This is a genomic window from Chiayiivirga flava (assembly GCF_014202825.1).
In the GTDB taxonomy this organism is placed as follows: Bacteria; Pseudomonadota; Gammaproteobacteria; order Xanthomonadales; family Xanthomonadaceae; genus Chiayiivirga; species Chiayiivirga flava.
The window spans coordinates 67498-85382 of the sequence record NZ_JACHHP010000005.1 but is presented as its reverse complement, the minus strand read 5'-3'; the positions used below and the strand labels follow the sequence as shown (position 1 = coordinate 85382).

Annotated in this window: 17 protein-coding genes; 3 read left to right on the top strand and 14 right to left on the bottom strand. The window is 69.6% G+C overall.

Annotated features, from left to right (window positions below; genetic code table 11):
• Positions 1-8 precede the first annotated feature (8 nt).
• Positions 9-644, top strand: a complete 636-nt coding sequence (locus HNQ52_RS13500) for a CoA transferase subunit B (protein ID WP_183961700.1) — start codon at positions 9-11, stop codon at positions 642-644.
• 241 nt (positions 645-885) lie between these two features.
• Here HNQ52_RS13500 and HNQ52_RS13495 read toward each other — a convergent pair whose 3' ends face one another.
• From HNQ52_RS13495 to HNQ52_RS13465, 7 genes are all read right to left on the bottom strand, one after another.
• On the bottom strand, positions 886-2307 hold the full coding sequence (locus HNQ52_RS13495) for a mannose-1-phosphate guanylyltransferase/mannose-6-phosphate isomerase (RefSeq protein WP_183961699.1): 1422 nt from the start codon (positions 2305-2307) through the stop codon (positions 886-888).
• The gene (locus HNQ52_RS13490; RefSeq protein WP_183961698.1) at positions 2304-2816 is read right to left on the bottom strand and encodes a hypothetical protein; all 513 of its coding nucleotides are present in this window, start codon (positions 2814-2816) and stop codon (positions 2304-2306) included. The genes HNQ52_RS13495 and HNQ52_RS13490 overlap by 4 nt, the downstream gene beginning before the upstream one ends.
• Before the next feature lie 41 nt (positions 2817-2857).
• Positions 2858-3796 (bottom strand): electron transfer flavoprotein subunit alpha/FixB family protein, encoded by a 939-nt coding sequence (locus HNQ52_RS13485; RefSeq protein WP_183961697.1) that lies wholly within the window; start codon positions 3794-3796, stop codon positions 2858-2860.
• 181 nt (positions 3797-3977) lie between these two features.
• Complete coding sequence (locus HNQ52_RS13480) at positions 3978-4724, bottom strand: electron transfer flavoprotein subunit beta/FixA family protein (protein ID WP_183961696.1); 747 nt, start codon at positions 4722-4724, stop codon at positions 3978-3980.
• A 146-nt stretch (positions 4725-4870) separates the two neighbouring features.
• Positions 4871-6733 carry a sulfate adenylyltransferase subunit CysN gene (gene cysN, locus HNQ52_RS13475; protein WP_183961695.1) on the bottom strand — a complete coding sequence of 621 codons (1863 nt, stop codon included), beginning with the start codon at positions 6731-6733 and terminating at the stop codon, positions 4871-4873.
• A gap of 127 nt (positions 6734-6860) precedes the next feature.
• Positions 6861-7775, bottom strand: coding sequence for a sulfate adenylyltransferase subunit CysD (gene cysD / locus HNQ52_RS13470; protein ID WP_183961694.1), 915 nt, complete (start codon positions 7773-7775; stop codon positions 6861-6863).
• Positions 7776-7883: 108 nt separating this feature from the next.
• Positions 7884-8747, bottom strand: coding sequence for an ATP-grasp domain-containing protein (locus HNQ52_RS13465; RefSeq protein WP_183961693.1), 864 nt, complete (start codon positions 8745-8747; stop codon positions 7884-7886).
• Positions 8748-8922: 175 nt separating this feature from the next.
• Here HNQ52_RS13465 and HNQ52_RS13460 point away from each other — a divergent pair, with 175 nt between their 5' ends.
• Positions 8923-10524, top strand: a complete 1602-nt coding sequence (locus tag HNQ52_RS13460; RefSeq protein ID WP_183961692.1) for a serine hydrolase — start codon at positions 8923-8925, stop codon at positions 10522-10524.
• Here the strand turns inward: HNQ52_RS13460 and HNQ52_RS13455 are convergent.
• From HNQ52_RS13455 to HNQ52_RS13445, 3 genes are read right to left on the bottom strand one after another with little or no spacing between them, the layout of a single operon-like run.
• Entirely contained in the window at positions 10425-10940 is a 516-nt protein-coding gene (locus HNQ52_RS13455) for a GNAT family N-acetyltransferase (RefSeq protein WP_183961691.1), read from the bottom strand. The genes HNQ52_RS13460 and HNQ52_RS13455 overlap by 100 nt on opposite strands.
• Positions 10940-11221, bottom strand: a complete 282-nt coding sequence (locus tag HNQ52_RS13450; RefSeq protein WP_183961879.1) for a type II toxin-antitoxin system TacA family antitoxin — start codon at positions 11219-11221, stop codon at positions 10940-10942. Before HNQ52_RS13450 ends, HNQ52_RS13455 begins: the two co-directional genes overlap by 1 nt.
• 35 nt (positions 11222-11256) lie before the next feature.
• Positions 11257-12858 (bottom strand): electron transfer flavoprotein-ubiquinone oxidoreductase, encoded by a 1602-nt coding sequence (locus HNQ52_RS13445; RefSeq protein WP_183961690.1) that lies wholly within the window; start codon positions 12856-12858, stop codon positions 11257-11259.
• A 161-nt stretch (positions 12859-13019) separates the two neighbouring features.
• Here HNQ52_RS13445 and HNQ52_RS13440 point away from each other — a divergent pair, with 161 nt between their 5' ends.
• Positions 13020-14372 carry an amidase gene (locus tag HNQ52_RS13440; RefSeq protein ID WP_246387842.1) on the top strand — a complete coding sequence of 451 codons (1353 nt, stop codon included), beginning with the start codon at positions 13020-13022 and terminating at the stop codon, positions 14370-14372.
• A 13-nt stretch (positions 14373-14385) separates the two neighbouring features.
• Here the strand turns inward: HNQ52_RS13440 and HNQ52_RS13435 are convergent, their stop codons facing one another.
• The 4 genes from HNQ52_RS13435 to HNQ52_RS13420 all read right to left on the bottom strand — a co-directional run bounded on the left by HNQ52_RS13435 (position 14386) and on the right by HNQ52_RS13420 (position 17870).
• Positions 14386-14910: a Rid family hydrolase gene (locus tag HNQ52_RS13435; protein WP_183961688.1), complete on the bottom strand. Its 525-nt coding sequence runs from the start codon at positions 14908-14910 to the stop codon at positions 14386-14388.
• Positions 14911-15040: 130 nt separating this feature from the next.
• Positions 15041-15631 carry a BON domain-containing protein gene (locus HNQ52_RS13430; protein ID WP_183961687.1) on the bottom strand — a complete coding sequence of 197 codons (591 nt, stop codon included), beginning with the start codon at positions 15629-15631 and terminating at the stop codon, positions 15041-15043.
• Positions 15628-16044 carry a YraN family protein gene (locus HNQ52_RS13425; RefSeq protein WP_246387856.1) on the bottom strand — a complete coding sequence of 139 codons (417 nt, stop codon included), beginning with the start codon at positions 16042-16044 and terminating at the stop codon, positions 15628-15630. Before HNQ52_RS13425 ends, HNQ52_RS13430 begins: the two co-directional genes overlap by 4 nt.
• Before the next feature lie 2 nt (positions 16045-16046).
• The gene (locus tag HNQ52_RS13420) at positions 16047-17870 is read right to left on the bottom strand and encodes a penicillin-binding protein activator (RefSeq protein ID WP_183961686.1); all 1824 of its coding nucleotides are present in this window, start codon (positions 17868-17870) and stop codon (positions 16047-16049) included.
• Between the last annotated feature and the right edge of the window lie 15 nt (positions 17871-17885).

Sequence of the window (17885 nt, the reverse complement as noted above, 5' to 3'; positions counted from 1 at the left end):
ACCGAACCATGCCCTGGACCCGCGACGAAATGGCGCAGCGCGCCGCGCTAGAACTCACCGACGGCGCCTACGTGAACCTCGGCATCGGCCTGCCGACGCTGGTGGCGAACTTCATCCCCGACGGCATGGACGTGTGGCTGCAGTCGGAGAATGGCCTGCTGGGCATCGGTCCATTCCCGACCGAGGCCGAGGTCGACGCCGATCTCATCAACGCCGGCAAGCAGACCGTCACCGCGCGCATCGGCGCGAGTTATTTCGGCAGCCACGACTCCTTCGCGATGATCCGCGGCGGGCACATCGACCTGGCCATCCTCGGTGCGATGCAGGTCACCGACAAGGGCGACCTTGCCAACTGGATGGTGCCCGGCAAGATGGTGAAGGGCATGGGCGGCGCGATGGATCTGGTGGCCGGCGTGAAGCGCGTGGTGGTGCTGATGGAACACACGGCCAAGAGCGGCGAGCACAAGATCCTGCGCGAATGCACGCTCCCGCTGACGGGTGTCGGCGTGGTGGATCGCATCATCACGGAGCTGGCGGTGCTGGATGTGACGCCGGAGGGGTTGCAGCTCATCGAGCTCGCACCGGGCGTCAGCGAGCAGGAGCTGCGCGAGAAGACCGGCTGCGAGTTTTCGCGCGCGGGCTGAAAAAGATCGAGTGCAGCAATCTGGAATCCTTCTCCCTGCGGGAGAAGGTGCCGGCAGGCGGATGAGGGCGCCACCTCGCACGCAAGCGAGGCGTCCCGACAGGAAAACGCCCAAAATCTCGAGCTCGAACCGATGACGGGAGTCCGGCACGACGTGACGCGGCGCCCTCATCCGCCCTGCCGGGCACCTTCTCCCGGCGGGAGAAGGAAAACTCCGCTGGATGCCCGGAACGCGTGCAGGATTACTGCAGCTTCGACGCGCGACCGTAGACATCGTCGAAGCGCACGATGTCATCCTCGCCCAGATACGCGCCCGACTGCACCTCGATCATCTCCAGCGGCAGCTTGCCCGGGTTTTCCAGGCGATGCTTGCTGCCGAGCGGAATGTAGGTGCTCTGGTTCTCGGCGAGGAAAAACGTCCGATCCTCGATCGTCACCTTCGCCGTCCCCGTCACCACGATCCAGTGCTCGGCCCGATGATGGTGCAGCTGCAGCGACAGCGCCGCGCCCGGCTTCACGGTGATGCGTTTGACCTGGAACCGGTCGGACGAATCGATCGAATCGTAGCTGCCCCACGGCCGCGCCACCTTGCGATGGATCGCGCCTTCCTTGCGTCCGCTCTCGCGCAGGCGGCCGACCACGTCCTTGACCTGCTGCACGTGGTCGCGATGCGCCACCAGCAGCGCGTCGTCGGTTTCGATGACGACCAGATCCTCCACGCCGATCAGCGCCACCAGCCGTTCGCTGCGCGCATAGGTGTTGCGGCTGTCGATCGTGATGACGTCGCCGTGCGCGGCGTTGCCGTGCGCGTCCTTCTCGATCGTTTCCCACACCGCGTTCCACGAGCCGACATCGTTCCAGCCGATCGACAGCGGCAGCACGAAGGCGTTCTGCGTGCGCTCCATCACCGCGTAGTCGATCGAATCGGCGCGCGCGGCGCCGAACGCGGCCTTGTCCAGCCGCAGCGCATCGCCGTCCTTCGACGCCCGTTCCACCGCCTCGCTGCAGCGCGCGAACATGTCGGGTTCGTTGGCTTCGAGTTCGGCCAGAAAGGTCGATGCGCGGAACAGGAACATGCCGCTGTTCCAGCTGTAGTCGCCGCTCGCCACGTACTCACGCGCGCGCTCGATGCCGGGCTTCTCGACGAACTGGTCGACATGCCGCAGCGCGCCGTCGCTGGCCGCGGCGCGGATGTAGCCGAAGCCGGTGTCCGGCCGTTCCGGAACGATGCCGAAGGTCACCAGCGCCTTGTCCGGCGCATTCGCGAGTGCGGTTTCGACCGCGCTGCGGAAGCCCGATTCGTCTTTGATCAGGTGATCCGACGGTAGCACGAGCAGCAGCGGATCGCCGCCGTCGGCCATCGCCGCAAATGCCGCTGCCGCAATCGCCGGCGCGGTGTTGCGCGCACACGGTTCCAGCAGCAGGCGCGGATGCGTGATGCCGACCTCGTTCAACTGCTCGGCCACGACGTAGCGATGATCGGCATTGCACACCACCAGCGGCGCCAGCGCGCCGCGCACGCGCATCGCGCGCAACGCGGTGGCCTGCAGCAGCGTGTGTTCGCCCGCGAGCGGCAGGAACTGCTTCGGAAACGCCTCGCGCGACAGCGGCCACAGCCGCGTGCCGCTGCCGCCGCACAGCAGGACGGGGAGGATCTCGGTCATTTGCGGGCGATCCGCCGTGCAGCGCTGGCATGCCGGATGCGGAACGCCGCCAGCATCGCGAGCAGGGTCGCCAGCGCGGCCAGGCCGGCGGGCCCGGACACGGGCACGATGGCAGGCGAGGACGCAGTTGCCTGCGACGCGATCGAGAACGTCGCCTCCTGCGTTGCGTTTTCGACGATGCAGTCGGGTGTTGTCGGCGTCCGGACGATGTTTGCGACAACCTCGTAGTCGCCCGGGGCGAGCGAGCCGACGTCGAACGACGATGTCAGCACCGGGGCGGCCGGCAGCGCACACGTGACCTCGACCGCCTGCTCGATGACGAAACCGTTGCCGTCGCGCGTGATGCTTGCCGACGTGACCGCGGCCGCGCTCGTGTACTGCTCGACGAGCGCGATGCGCACGGGCTGGCCCGGCAGCGGCGCGGGTGGCGTCACCACGATGGCGGCGTGCGCCGCCGTGGCCGAAACCATCAGGCCGAGGACCTGCAGGAGGCGAAGACAAGGATTCATGGGCGCCGTTCCGAACGTGGGCAATGGGGGGCGGATGCGCGTTACAGCGCCGCCTCGAGTTCCGGCACGAGCTTGAACAGGTCGCCGACGAGGCCGATGTCGGCGATCTCGAAGATCGGCGAATCGGCATCCTTGTTGATGGCGACGATGGTGCCCGCGTCCTTGATGCCGGTGAGATGCTGGATCGCGCCCGAGATGCCGATGGCGAGGTACAGCTCCGGCGCGATGATCTTGCCGGTCTGGCCGACCTGCAGTTCGTTCGGCACGTAGCCTGCGTCCACGGCCGCGCGCGAGGCGCCGACGGCGGCGCTGAGTTTGTCGGCGAGGCTGAAGATGATGCCGAAGTTCTCGGCCGAGCCCACGCCGCGCCCACCGGAGACGACGCGCGGCGCGCTCTGCAGGTCCGGACGGTCGCTCTTGCCGGCCGCGAGGCCGACGTAGCGCGTGTGCGTCGGCAACGCGGCGTCGGTCGATGCGGCTTCCACGGCGGCGCTGCCGCCGGTGCCGGCCGCGGCCCACGAGGCCACGCGCACCGTGGCGACGACGGTCTGCCCGGCCGGTGCCTCGACCGTGATGATGGCGTTGCCGGCGTAGATCGGCCGCTTGAACGTGTGCGACCCGTCCACGGCCATGATGTCGCTGACCTGCGCCACGCCGAGCAGCGCGGCGACGCAGGGCATCAGGTCCTTGCCGAACGTGGTCGAGGGGCCGAACACATGGGTGTAGCCGGCCGCCAGTTTCGCGATCTGCGGTGCGAGCACCTGCGCGATGGCGTGTTCGTTCGCGGCGTTGGCGACGGCAAGCACGCGGGCGACGCTGTCGATGCTCGCAGCTTCCGCGGCGATCGCCGACGGGTCGGCGGCCAGCACGGCGATGTCGATGTCGCCGCCGACGGCCTTGGCTGCGGTGACGCACTTGGCGGTGGCGGCGAGGTTGAGCTTGCCGTTCAGGTGTTCTGCGATGACGAGAATCTTGCTCATGACGTCGATGTCCTCATTGATCCGTCTCGCCCCTTGCAGCGGCGTCCGGAGTATTCCGTCGTCCCGGCGAACGCCGGGACCCAGTGACGTCGCTGTTCGTTCTGCTCTGAAGACATTTCGGAACGACGAAGATCAGCGTCACTGGGTCCCGGCGTCCGCCGGGACGACGGTGGGGTGTGGGTTACAGCAGGCCCTTGGCCTTCAGTGCCGAGACCAGCTCGCCGACATCCTTCACCATCACGCCCTTGGAACGCTTCGGCGGCGGCGCGTAGTGCGTGGTCTTCAGGTAATCGCCGGCCTCCACGCCCAGGTCCGCAAGCTGCAGCGTCTCCATCGGCTTGGATTTGGCCTTCATGATGTCCGGCAGCTTGATGAAGCGCGGCTCGTTGAGGCGCAGGTCGGTGGTGATGACGGCGGGCAGGTCGACTTCGAGCGTTTCCAGGCCCGCGTCGACTTCGCGCATCACCGTGGCCTTGCCGTCGGCGATTTCGACCTTGCCGGCAAACGTCGCCTGCGGACGGCCCCACAGCGTGGCCAGCATCTGGCCGGTCTGGTTGGCGTCGTCGTCGATGGCCTGCTTGCCGAGGATCACGATGTCCGGCGCTTCCTTCTCGATGAGCTTGAGCAGCGTGCGCGCGGCGGTCAGCGGCTGGATCGCGTCCGTGGTGACGACGTGGATGGCGCGGTTCGCGCCCATGGCAAGCCCGTTGCGCAGATGCGCGGCGGCATCGGCCGGGCCGATGGTGGCGACGATCACTTCGGTGGCAATCCCTTTCTCGCGCAGGCGCAGCGCTTCTTCCAGCGCGATTTCGTCGAACGGGTTGGCGGAGAGCTTCACGCCGTCGGTGACGACGCCGGAATTGTCCGGTTTCACCTGAATGCGCACGTTGTAATCGACGACGCGCTTGTAGCCGACCAGGATCTTCATCGGTCTGGGGTTCCTGCCTTGCGAATGGGGTTCGCCGGGCGGATCGCCGGGCGGACCACCATTGTAGCCGGTCCGCCGCGGGCTGCCGAACCTCGCCGCCGGCCGCGCGAGCCTTCCACGCCGGCGTCGAGCAATGACTCGAACCGTCAGCCGAGCAGGCGCGCGACCACGCGTTCGGCAGCCTGCTCGGTCGGCAACTCGACCGTGCGCAGGTGCAGTTCGGGGGACTCGGGTGCCTCATACGGCGCGCTGATGCCGGTGAAGTTCGGGATCTCGCCGGCGCGGGCGCGGCGGTACAGGCTCTTCACGTCGCGCGCTTCGCAGACCTCGAGCGGGGTGTCGACGAAGATCTCGATGAACTCGCCCGGCGCGAAGCGCTCGCGCGCGGTGCGGCGTTCGCTCGCGTACGGCGAGATGAAGCTCACCAGCACGATCAGGCCGGCATCCACCATCAGGCGTGCCACTTCGGTCACGCGGCGGATGTTCTCGACGCGGTCTTCCTCGGTGAAGCCGAGATCGCGGTTGAGGCCGTGGCGCACGTTGTCGCCGTCGAGCAGGTAGGTGTGGCAGCCCTGCGCGTGCAGGCGCTTTTCCACCAGGTTGGCGATCGTCGACTTGCCCGAGCCCGACAGCCCGGTGAACCACAGGCAGGCCGGCTGCTGGCCCTTGAGCGCGGCGCGGGCGGCGCGGTCCACGTCCAGGTGTTGCCAGTGGATGTTGCCGGCACGGCGCAGCGCGAAATCGATGCGGCCGGCGCCGGCGGTGGCGTTGCTGGTGCGGTCGATGAGGATGAAGGCGCCGAGCGCGCGATCCTCCTCGTACGGCGCGAACGCGATGGCGCGGTCCAGGCTCAGGTTCACCATCGCCACCTCGTTGAGTTCGAGGCGCTTGGCGGCAAGGTGCTCCTGCGTGTCGACGTCGATCCGGTGCTTGATCTCGGTCACCTGCGCGGCCACGGTGACGGTGCCGAGCCGGAGCAGGTAGGGCCGGCCGGGCACCAGCGCGGCATCGCCCATCCACAGCAGGTGTGCGGCGAACTGATCGGCCACCTGCGGCGGATCGTCGGCGGAGCAGAGCACGTCGCCGCGGCTCACATCCAGTTCGTCGGCCAGGGTGAGCGTGACGGCCTGGCCGGGCGCGGCGCGTTCGACTTCGCCGTCCGGACCGAACACCTGCGCGATGCGGCTCCTGCGCGCCGACGGCAGCGCCACCACGGCATCGCCCTTCGCCACGCTGCCGCCGCCGAGCGTGCCGGCGTAGCCACGGAAATTCTGGTGCGGGCGATTGACCCACTGCACCGGCAGGCGGAAGCCGCCGCCGCGCGCGCTGTCGTCCAGCCGCACGGTTTCCAGGTGTTCCAGCACGGACGGGCCGGTGTACCAGGGCGTTGCCTGCGAGCGGCGGATGAGGTTGTCGCCACGCAGCGCCGAGAGCGGCACGGCCTGCACGTGCTCGATGCCGAGCGCGGCCGCAAGCTTGCGGTACTCGCCGACGATGCCGTCGAACACCTCCTGCGAGTAGTCGACGAGATCCATCTTGTTGACCGCCAGCAGCACGTGGCGCAGGCCGAGCAGCGACACGATGTAGCTGTGCCGGCGGGTCTGCGTGAGCAGGCCGCGGCGGGCGTCGACCAGCACCACGGCGAGGTCGGCGGTGGACGCGCCGGTGGCCATGTTGCGCGTGTACTGCGCGTGCCCCGGGCAGTCGGCGACGATGAAGCTGCGTTTGTCGGTGGAGAAGAAACGGTAGGCGACATCGATGGTGATGCCCTGCTCGCGCTCGGCCTCGAGCCCGTCGAGCAGCAGGGCATAGTCGATCTCGCCGTTCTGCGTGCCGAAACGGACGCTCTCGCTGGCGAGCGCGGCGAGCTGGTCGTCGTAGAGGCGCTTGCTGTCGAACAGCAGGCGCCCGATCAGCGTGCTCTTGCCGTCGTCGACGCTGCCGCAGGTGATGAAGCGCAGCAGGCCCTTGGCTTCGTGCTGGCGCAGGTAGGTGGCGATGTCGGTCATGGGGAGAAGGCCGGGATTGGTGATTCGGGATTCGTGATTCGCACGGTCAGGCTCGAATCCTTGCAGCAACGCGGCCGCGCCTCGCTCCTTCGAATCCCGAATCCCGAATCACCAATCCCGGCTCTCATCAGAAATACCCTTCCTGCTTCTTCTTCTCCATCGACGCACCGCCGTCGCGGTCGATCACGCGGCCCTGGCGCTCGGACGTGCGCGCAACGAGCATCTCGGAGATCACCGCCTCCAGCGTGTCCGCGTCGGACTCGATCGCGCCGGTCAGCGGGTAGCAACCCAGCGTGCGGAACCGCACGCGGCGCTGCTGCGGGGTTTCGCCCGGCCGCAGCGGCAGGCGCTCGTCGTCGACCTGGATCAGCGCGCCGTCGCGCTCCACCACCGGGCGCATGTCGGCGAAGTACAGCGGCACCACGGGGATCTTTTCGCGCCAGATGTAGAGCCACACGTCGAGCTCGGTCCAGTTCGAAATCGGGAACACGCGCAGCGATTCGCCGGGGGCCAGGCGGGTGTTGTAGAGGTTCCACAGTTCGGGCCGCTGCGCCTTCGGATCCCAGCGCTGCTGCGTGCTGCGGAAGGAGAAGATGCGTTCCTTGGCGCGCGACTTCTCCTCGTCGCGGCGGGCGCCGCCGATGGCCGCATCGAAGCCGTACTTCGCCAGCGCCTGCTTCAGGCCCTGGGTCTTCATGATGTCGGTGTGCACGGCCGAGCCGTGCGTGATCGGACCGACGCCGTCGCGCACGCCGTCCGGGTTGGTGTGTACACGCAGGTCGACGCCGGTCTGCGCCGCGCGCCGGTCGCGGAAGGCGATCATCTCGCGGAACTTCCAGCCGGTGTCCACGTGCAGCAGCGGGATTGGCGGCTTCGCCGGCGCGAAGGCCTTCAGCAGCAGGTGCAGCAGCACCGAGCTGTCCTTGCCGATCGAATACAGCATCACCGGGTTGCGGCATTGCGCCGCCACCTCGCGCAGGATGTGGATGCTTTCGGCTTCGAGCCGGTCGAGGTGGCTGAGGGTGGCGGGCGGGGCGGTCATGCGGGGCGGCAAGCGGACAAGAGCGGTAGTGTCGATGCCACGCGGCGCGCATGCAATCGCATGCCGGGAATGAGCTTAGAACCGGACTTCGCGGCGGGTGCGATCGCGTCAGCGCGCGAGGCGCGCCGCGAGCAGTTCGGCGAAGCGGGCCGCCGCGCCCGCCGCGGTGGCGAGGAACAGCGACGGTTCGGTCAGTTCCAGTTCGAGCAGCTGCGGACCGGCGGGCGAGGGCAAAAGGTCGACGCGGGCGTACAGCGGGCGGCCGTGCGGAATCGCATCGAGCGCCCGGCGTGCGATGGCCTTTTCCTCGTCGCTGGGCGTGCGCGCGGTGATGTGTTCGGCCGCGAACAGCGCGCGCGTGGCGTCGGCACCGCGCGCCAGCAGCGGGCCCTTGCGGATGGCGTGCGAGAATCGGCCGTCGAAGAACAGCAGTGCGGTTTCGCCAGCCTCGTCGACCGCGTGCAGATAGGGCTGCACGACCACCGCGCGGCCCGCGTCGAGCAGCCGCTGCGCGTGCGCCACGGCGGCCGCGCGCTCGGCACGCACGTAGCGCTGCGTGTCGCGCGAGCCGGCGCTGACGGTGGGTTTGACCACGAATTCGTCGTGGTCCGGAAACGCGTCCGCCGCCTGTCCCGGCTCGACGAAGGCGCTCGGCACCGTCGGCACGCCGGCGGCGGCGAGGTCGGCGAGATAGTGCTTGTCGGTGTTCCAGCGCACGATCGGCAGCGGGTTCAGCAGCGTGGTCAGCGCCGTCATGCAGTCGCACCACGCGAGGAAGGCGGGCAGGCGCTGGGTGTAGTCCCAGGTCGAGCGCAGCAGCACGGCGTCGAACCGCGCCCAGGAGACCGTGGGGTCGTCCCACGCCACCACATGGGTGTCGATGCCGGCCGCGAGGCAGGCGTCGAGCAGCGGCGGCATGTCGTCGTCAAGGCCGGCGGCGGCGATGGCGGTGGCGAGGGCGAGCGTGGGCATCGGCAGTGCGATCGGGGGCAAGGGACGGCAGCATACGCGCCCGCGCCCGCTGCGTGCGATGCAACCGGCGGCGCGCTGGCCGTCTCCATGCAACAGGCCCCGTCTGCCGATGCCGGGCTGCCGCCGCGTCAGGCGGTGGCGTCCGTGCGCGGCTCGACCCCATACTGGAGATCCCGTGCGTTCTGTCCTGCTCGGCGTGTTTGTCGCGGCGTCGTCGACGTCGTTTTCCGCCATTGCCGCGCCGCAGTCCGCGGAGTTCGCCGGGCTCGCCCGGCTGGTGCAGAACGCCAAGGAGGCGACGTCGTTTCCGTCCGGCACCGCAATCGTCGCGATCGAGGGCGGACGCGTCGTGTACGAAGGCTACTTCGGGTATGCCGACATCGGCGCCCGCACGCCGGTCGATCGCGACACGGCGTTCTACATCGCGTCCGCCACCAAACCATTCTTTGCGCTGAACGCGCTGCTGCAGGGCGAGCGCGGCAGGATCGACACGGCGACGAACCTGCAGGCCATGTTTCCCGATCTCGCGTTCCAGCGGTTCGATGCGAACACGGTGACGCTGCGTGATCTGCTCTCGCACACGTCGGGCATCGACAACCCCGCGCTTGTGTGGGCGACGGCGTACAGCGGCCTCCACGATGCTGCCACGCGGCGCGCGCTCGTGGCGCAGACGACGCCGGACCCGGACACTGCGCACGGCGTCTTCGACTACAGCAACGTCGGCTACAACATCGCGAGCGTGTGGCTGGACGAGGCGATCGGAACGCCGTGGCAGACGCAGCTGCACGACACCATCTTCGCGCCGCTGGGGATGCATCGGACCACCGCGTTCATCGACAAGGCGCGTGCCGACGGCTGGTCCATCGCGCGGCCGTATTCGGTCATGAGCACCGACCGCAACATGCCGCTGTACCTCGAAAAATCCGACCGGACCATGCACGCGGCCGGCGGCCTCGTGGCATCGGCGCCCGATCTTGCCCGGTTCCTGCTCGCACAGATGCCGGATTCGTCCGGGCGCAGCGCACTGCCGGCACCGGTGATCGCGCGATCGCACGCGCAGCAGACGATCACCGACGGCGTCGCCTTCGAGGATTTCGAACGCAGCGGCTACGCCTGGGGCTGGTATATCGGCGAGTACAAGGGAAAACGCATGCTGCACCACTTCGGCGGATTCGCCGGCTTCCACGCACACCTGTCGTTCATTCCCGAATCGAACGTGGCGCTCGTGGTGCTCAACAACGAGGATTTCCTCGCCGCGCGTTTGACCAGCCTGATCGCCGACTACGCTTACGGCGTGATGCTGCGCGACGCGGACACCGACAGGCGCGTCGCGGCGCGCTTCGATGCACTGATCGAAAAGGCACGTGGCCTCGACGCGGCCGTCGCACGGCAGCAGGAAACGCTGCACGGCCGCACCTGGAATCTTTCGCGGGCGGCCGATGCGTACGCCGGCACCTACACGCATGCCTTGCTGGGCGATGTCGATATCACGCTCGATGCGAGCGGCCATCCGCACGTGCGCTGGGGACGCCTGTCGGCCACGGCCCTGCCGTTCGACGACAAGGACACCATGCGCGTGGAACTGGTGCCCAACAGCGGCAGCGTGCTGCGCTTCGAGCTCGATGAAGCAGGCGTGCGATCGCTTCGCTTCGAAGGACTTGCCTTTGCCCGGAGACCTCAGCGATCCGCGAATCCCGCGGCGGCAACGAGCGCGGCGACGCCTGACAGCGGCAGGAACAACGTATTCGCCGCATCGACGAGGGCGATGAAATCATGATGCCGATAAAACGCTGCGGCGATCTCGTCCTTCGCATCCACCAGCAGCGCGTATGCGGCGATGTCGGCGCGGGCGGAGCGCTGCAGTGCATCGGCCAGCAATGCGCTGCCGTAGCCTTGGCCGCGCAAGCTCCGGTCGATCGCCAGACGTCCGAGCCGCACCGCAGGAACCAGCGGATAACGCGGCAGTTTTTTCGCAAGAGTTTGCGGCAAATCGTGCAGCGGCACGCTGGACGCGCCGAGGGTGTAGTAGCCGACGATACGCTCTCCGTCGAGCAGCACGTGGCAGGCGGCGATGCGTCGGCGCACATCCTGCGCGGCCTGTTCGCGCAGGTAGCGATCAAGCGGGTCGCTGCCGGAGCGGAAGCCGCCGCGGTCGCGCGACGCATCCAGCGTCGCGATCCGCAGCGGCGGCATCAGGCGTCCGCGATCAGCGTGCGGCGACGGGCAAATGCGCGCTCCAGGGCAGGCGCAGGTTCGGGCGGCGCAAGCAACGCGCTGACGAAGCGTTCCTGATCGGCTGCAGAGAGGCGCAGCAGTTGCGCATTTTCGATGGCATCCTGGGCAGCGCGCTGCACCGAGGCCACCACGAAATCCGTCACCGTGCGTCCCTGAAGTTCAGCGGCACGCTTCAGCAGCGCGTGCAGGTCGGGGCTGATGCGCGCTTCGAGTCGGGAGGTGGCGGCAGATTGGCTCATGCGGGCATCGTACGGCAATCTGCCGTACGTGTCCATCACAGGTTCTGGTAATTCGGCCCCGCGCCGCCTTCCGGTGTCACCCAGGTGATGATCTCGTACGGGTCCTTGATGTCGCAGGTCTTGCAGTGCACGCAGTTGGCGGCGTTGATCTGCAGGCGTTTGTCCTCGCCTTCGCCGACGATCTCGTAGACGCCGGCCGGGCAGAAGCGCGTGCAGGGGTTGTCGTATTCCTTGGCGCACGTGGTGACGCAGATCGTGGTGTCGGCCACCTTCAGGTGCACGGGCTGGTCTTCGTCGTGCTCGGTCGCGGCGAAGTAGACACCGGCGAGGCGGTCGCGCGGGGCCAGCGTGCGGTCGACGTAGTCGCGTTTGGGTTCTTCGTGCTCGCCGACCTTGTGCAGCGAGGACCAGTCCGGCTTGTTCTTCAGTGTCCATGGCGAGTGGCCGGCGGTGATCGTTTCCCAGCCGGCATTGGCGAGGCCGAACCACTGGCCCTTCTTGAACCCGGGCTTGATGTTGCGCACGGATTTCAGCTCGGCCATCACATCGGACGCGCGCAGCTTCGCATCGAAACCGGCCGGAACATCGGTGGCGGCGATGTGTTCGGCCGCGAGCATGCCGCTCTTGATTGCCTGGTGGGTGCCCTTGATCTTCGGCACATTGAGCAGGCCGGCGGTGTCGCCGATCAGCAGCGCGCCGGGCAGTTCGCATTTGGGCAGCGACTGGTAGCCGCCGGTGACGATCGCGCGCGCGCCGGCCGAGAGGATCGTGCCGCCGTCGAGCAGCGGCTTCACCGTCGGATGGTTCTTCCACTGCTGGAAGGCTTCCCACGGCCGGTAGTGCGGATCGCTGTAGTCCAGGCCCGAGACGTAGCCGAGCGCGATGCGGTCCTTGTCCAGGTGATAGAGGAAGCTGCCGCCGTAGGTGCGCGTGTCGGCCGGCCAGCCGAGGCTGTGCACGATCTTGCCCGGCGTCACGCGCCCGGCCGGCACCTGCCACAGCTCCTTGATGCCGATCGAGTAACCCTGCGGATCGCAGTCCTTGTCGAGTTCGAAGCGTTTGATCAGTTGCTTGGTCAGGTGCCCGCGCGCGCCCTCCGCCAGCACCGTGATGCGCGCCTTGATGTCGATGCCCTGGGTGTAGCCGTCCTTGTGCGATCCGTCCTTCGCCACGCCCATGTCGCCGATGCGCACGCCGCCGACGGAGCCGTCGGCGTTGTAGAACGGTTCGGCCGCGGCGAAGCCCGGATAGATCTCGACGCCCAGCGCCTCGGCCTGCGGCGCCATCCACGCACACATCGCCCCGAGCGAGACGATGAAGTTGCCGTGGTTGCGCATGCCCGGCGGCACGATCGGCGACTTGAAGCCGCCGGTTTTCGTCAGGTACCAGAACTCGTCCTCGCCGGCCGGTACGCAGATCGGCGGCGGATTGTCGCGCCAGCCGGGCAGCAGCGCGTCCAGCGGCTGCGGTTCGATCACCGCACCGGACAGGATATGCGCGCCGATGGTCGAGGATTTCTCGATCACGCAGACCGAGAGTTCCGGCTTGAGCTGCTTCAGCCGGATCGCGAACGCGAGGCCGGCCGGGCCTGCGCCCACCGTCACCACGTCGTACTCCATGAACTCTCGCTCGCTCATCTGGCTGGCTCCCTCTGCATGCGGCGTCGATGCCGGTGGCGGGCCGTGCGGCGCAAGTGCGCCGTACGGCAGCGTTTGGTGCAATGCACGATTGTCCCGGTTTGCCGCCGGCCGGGCAATCGCGCACCATTCGATGTTTCGATGCTGTGGACGAGTGCATGATGGCAAAGGCCGAAACCCTGCGGCGCGCACCGCTGGTGTGCGTGCTGCACGCGCTGGCGGCGGGCGACGTGGGCAGCGAAGCGCTGACTGCGGCGTGCCTGTCCGCGATCGAACGCGACGCCGCGCTGCACGCCTGGACGCATGTCGACGCCGACGGCGCGCTGGCCGCGGCGTGTGCGTCCGATGCGCGCCGCGCCGCGGGCCAGCCGCTCGGCCGTCTGGACGGCGTTCCGCTCGCGATCAAGGACAACCTCGACGTCGCCGGCCTGCCGACCACGCTCGGCCTGCCCGCGCGGCGGGCGCGCGTGGCGCAGGAGGACGCGTTCACCGTCGCGCGCCTGCGCGGCGCGGGCGCCGTGCTGCTGGGGAAGACCGGCATGGACGAACTGGGTCTGGGCGTGTCGGGTCGCAATCCGCATTTCGGCGATGTCGGCAATCCGGCGCTGCCGGATCGCGTGGCGGGCGGATCGTCGGCCGGCGCCGCGGCGGCCGTTGCGGCCGGGCACGCGATCGCCGCGCTGTGCTCCGACACGCTCGGTTCGGCCCGCATTCCGGCCGCGTTCTGCGGCGTGGTGGCACTGAAGCCGACCTTCGCCGAACTCTCCAGCCGCGGCCTGGGCGCAGCATTGCGCCGGCTCGACTGTCCGAGCCTGATCGCGCGCGACGTGCAGGATCTTGCGCCTCTGCTGCAGACCCTCGCCGGTTACGATGCGGCCGATCCGCGCTCGCGCAGGCGCCGCGTGCCGCTGGCGCCGCCGGACTGGGCGCCGGGCACGCTGCGTGCGGGCGTGGTGTCCGATCTCGCGGCGCTGGGTGCATCGCAGGACGTGGTGCGCGGATTCGACGCCGCCGTGCAGCGCGCCGCCCCGGTGTTCGGCGAAACCCGGCCGGTGGCGCTCGACATCGCCGCGCTCGACGTCGCCGCCACGCGCCGCGCCGCGCTGCTGCTGATGGAAGCGGAGATCCTCGCCGCGCACGGCGCCGACATCGCCGGCGCCTCGCAGCGCGTGCTGGAGATGCTCGCCTTCGCGCAGAAGAAATCGGCGAGCGACTTCGCACGCGCCGATCGCAGGCTCGACGCGCACGTGGTGCGCGTGCGGCGCATGTTCGAGGACGTGGACGTGCTGCTGCTGCCCACCGTGCCGGTGCCGCCACCGCTGCGCGCGGCCGCGGAGCCCGCAAATCTTGCCGATTTCACCGCGCTGGCGTCGCTGGCCGGATGCCCGGCGCTGTCGCTGCCGTTGCCCGACGGAATCGGGTTGCAGCTGGTCGGATTGCCGGGCAGCGATCTGCGGCTGCTGGAGCTTGGCGAAGTGCTGCGGGCGGTGATCGAGGCGCAGGTGGAGACCTGACCCGACGCGCGGCTCAGTCGTCCTTCGCGGCGGCGTCGGCGGGTATGGGGATGTCCGCCAGCGGCCGCTTGCCCGAGCCGATCATTGCCTCGGCCCGCAGTTCCATCGGCGCGCCGTCCGAGAACAGCGCCGTCGTGCCCGTCGCGGTCCAGGCCGGATAGTGGTCGGGAAAGAACTCGCGGTGGACCTTGAGCACGACATCGATGCGCTGACGAAACTGCGCGTGGTCGGCCGCGACATGGACGCTGTTCAGTTCGACCACGTCCGCGAGGCTCGCCCCGGCCGTTTCCAGGTGCAGCTTGAGCTGCTGGAAGACCCAGCGAATCTTGTCTTCCTCGCTTTCGCCGACGCTGGCCGGAATGCCGGATACGATGACGCGCTCGCCGATCTTCACCACCGGCGAGTAGTGGATCTGGTGGTACGAACCTTCCCATCCGGCGGGCGCGAGGTGTTCGCGCGTCGGACCCGCGGCGGACAGGGCGCCCGAGGCGCACAGCAGCGCTCCGGCAAGACAGGCGGCATGGGCAGGGCGGGACATGCGTACTCTCCGGAACGGCGGCGGGGGACCTGGAGCCTAACCCCGTCCGGGACCGAACGCGGCGCCGAAATCGTCGCTTCGGCGCAGCCGCGACGAAACGACAGCCGCCGATGCGGTCAAGCCGATGGGCTCAATCGGTGTATTCGAACACCTTCACCACGCGCACCACGCCGCGCATCGAGCGCACCGTGTCCACTGCCGCATCGGCCTCGGCGCGCGAGACGAGGCCCATCAGGTAGACCTCGCCGCGGACCGTGGTGACGTTGACGCGGCTCGCGTCGAAGCCCGGCATGTCGATGCCGATCAGCGCGGTCTTGACCCGGCTGGTGAGCGTGGCGTCGGCGCTGCGGCGCCACACGCCGGGCGGTTGCCCGATGACGAGTTCGTTGACCACGCGCTTCACGCCCTGCAGTTCGTTCGCGCGCTCGCCGGCGCGTGCCTTGAGCGCCTCGTCGAACACCTCGCCGATCAGCAGCGCCACGCCGTTGTGCACCACGGCCTTGATCCGCGTGCCGTCGAAGCGGTCGCGTTCGGCGTAGATGCGGTCGATGATGGCGATCTGCAGCGCCTGGTCGTCGAGCACGGTGCCGACGCTGCGGCGGTCGTGCACGGCGGCGCCGGTGGCGGCACCGCCGGCCACCACGGCGGCGACGCAGCCGCCGAGCAAGGGCAGCAGCATCAGCAGGGCGAGCAGGCGGAGAGCGGGGGCTGGGCGGGTCATCGCGCGGGCATCTCGTCGAGGGTGAAGGCGTTGCGGATCCAGTCGAAGCGCGGCGCGGCGATGTCGCCGGCCACGCCCACCACGTCGAACCGGCACGGGCGGCGCGCCAGCAGCGGCTGCGCGGCAAGATACGCCGCCGCCGCACGCGCAATGCGCCGGCACTTGCGCGCATCGACCGAGATCGCGCCATCGCCGAAGCCGCCACCGCGCCGGTAGCGCACTTCGACGAAGACCAGCGTTTCACCGTGGTCCATCACCAGGTCGATCTCGCCGAAGCGGTAGTTGACGTTGCTGTCGCGCAGGCGCAGGCCGTGACGTTCGAGTTCGCGCTGGGCGGCCTGTTCGAACGCCGCGCCGAGCGCACGCCGGCCCGGCGGCGGTGCCGCGGCGGCGCCCGGCAGTAGGCGCCGCAGGATCACGGCTGGCGGAACTGCACGTCGTCGCCGATCAGCGCACCGTCGGGTGCCGGCCGTGCGCGGCCGCCGACGAAGCGCGCCCACGCCGGCGTGCGCAGCACGTTGCCGAAGCCGTCGACGCGCAGGTCGCCGGTGGCGCCGGCGAGGCGCGCGTTCGGATCGGCGGCGAGGTGGTCGAGGTAGCCGAGCAGACGGAAGGCATCGATGCCGAATGCCACCAGCCGCGCGCCACCGCCGCGCGCGCTGTCGAGCGTCTGCGCCAGCGTATCGCGGCGCGGCAGGCCGGGCGGGTCGGTGAACAGCCACGGCGCATCGGCGAATTCGATGCCGTCAAGCTCGCGGTCCAGGCGCGGATTGGCCCCGGCCGCGGCGATCTGCGAGGTGGCGAGCATCGGCACGTCGTACACGCCCGCCACGCGCAGCTGCGGGGCGAACAGCCGCGCCTGGTCGGCCTTGACCGCGAGGAAGATCGCGTCCACGGCCACCTGCTGGCGGTTCTGTTCGACCGCGGTGTCGCCGCCGCTCGCGACGCTGCTGCTGCCGACCGTGCCGAGCGCCTGGCGGATCAGCGGGGTGTAGTTCGGCGAATCGTCGGGCAGGCGGATCTCGGCCGCGACGCTGCCGCCGTTGCGCTGCACGCGCTCGCGGAACGCCGCCGCGCTGCGCTGCGCGTGTTCGTCCGCGCCGGCGACGACCAGCACGCGACGCCAGCCGCGCGAGTGCATGCGGTCGGCCGCGGCCACGCCTTCATCCTCGGGTGCGAGCGCAAAACTCACGCTGCCGGGTGGCGGCGGCAGGTCGCCACCGCGGTTGAGCGCCAGCAGCGGCACCTGCACCTGGCCCTGTTCGAACAGCGCGGCCACGGCCGGCCGCGCGAGCGGGCCGACGACGGCCTGTGCGCCGTCGGCGACCGCCTGCTGGTATGTCGCCACGGCCTGGGCGGTGTCGTCGCCCACCGGGTACACCCGCACCTGCGGCTTGCTGCGCGATTCGGCGAAATAGGCGCTGAAAAAGCCGTCGCGCACCGCGTTGGCGGCCGCGGCGATGGCGCCGTCCAGCGGCAGGATCAGCGCCACCCGGGTGTACGGACGATAGCCGTCGACGTCGGCCGGCGGGCGATCCGCACCGCCCGCGATCGCACCGCCGCGCTCGTACGGACGCGGCAGGCTCAGGCCGCGCGCGCCGAGCTGGCGGCCGGCATAGGCGTATAGCGGGTGGCCGGCGGGCAGCGCGGCGCTGCGCGAATACAGCAGGCCGTCGTCGACGGTTGCGAGCAGGCGTTCGATATCGCGCGTGTTGGCGGCGCGTTCGGCCGGGGCCAGATGCGTGTCGAGCAGGGCGCGGTCGGCGGCGGCGCCGAAGCTGTCGCCGCCGGCTTCGGCGGCGCGCGCGCGCAGCTCGTGGAAGCGCGCCCGGTACGGCGCGGGCACGCTTTCCGGTGCGATCGCGAGGCGGCCGAGGGCATCGGCCGGCTGGCCGGCGTCGAGCGCAAGCTCGGCCTGCAGCAGGGTCAGGCGCAGGCGCTCGTCGGCCTGCAGCCGCTTCGGCGTGACACCCTCCAGCACGCTGCGGGCGCGGGCCAGATCGCCTTCCTCGCGCCAGGCTTCGGCGGCGCGCAGCCGATAGGCGTCGCGGCGCGAGCGGTCCTGCGCGGCGGCGTCGAGGAAGCCCTGCGCGGCGACGGCAAACTCGCCGTCGGCGAAGGCGCGCTCGGCGGCCGTGGCCTCGACCGGTTCGACACGGCTGGTGGGCATCATGGTGCAGCCCTGCAGCAGGATCAGCAGCAGCGTCGCTGCGGCGAGGCGGTATCCGGATCGGGACATGGGCGACGGTCTGGG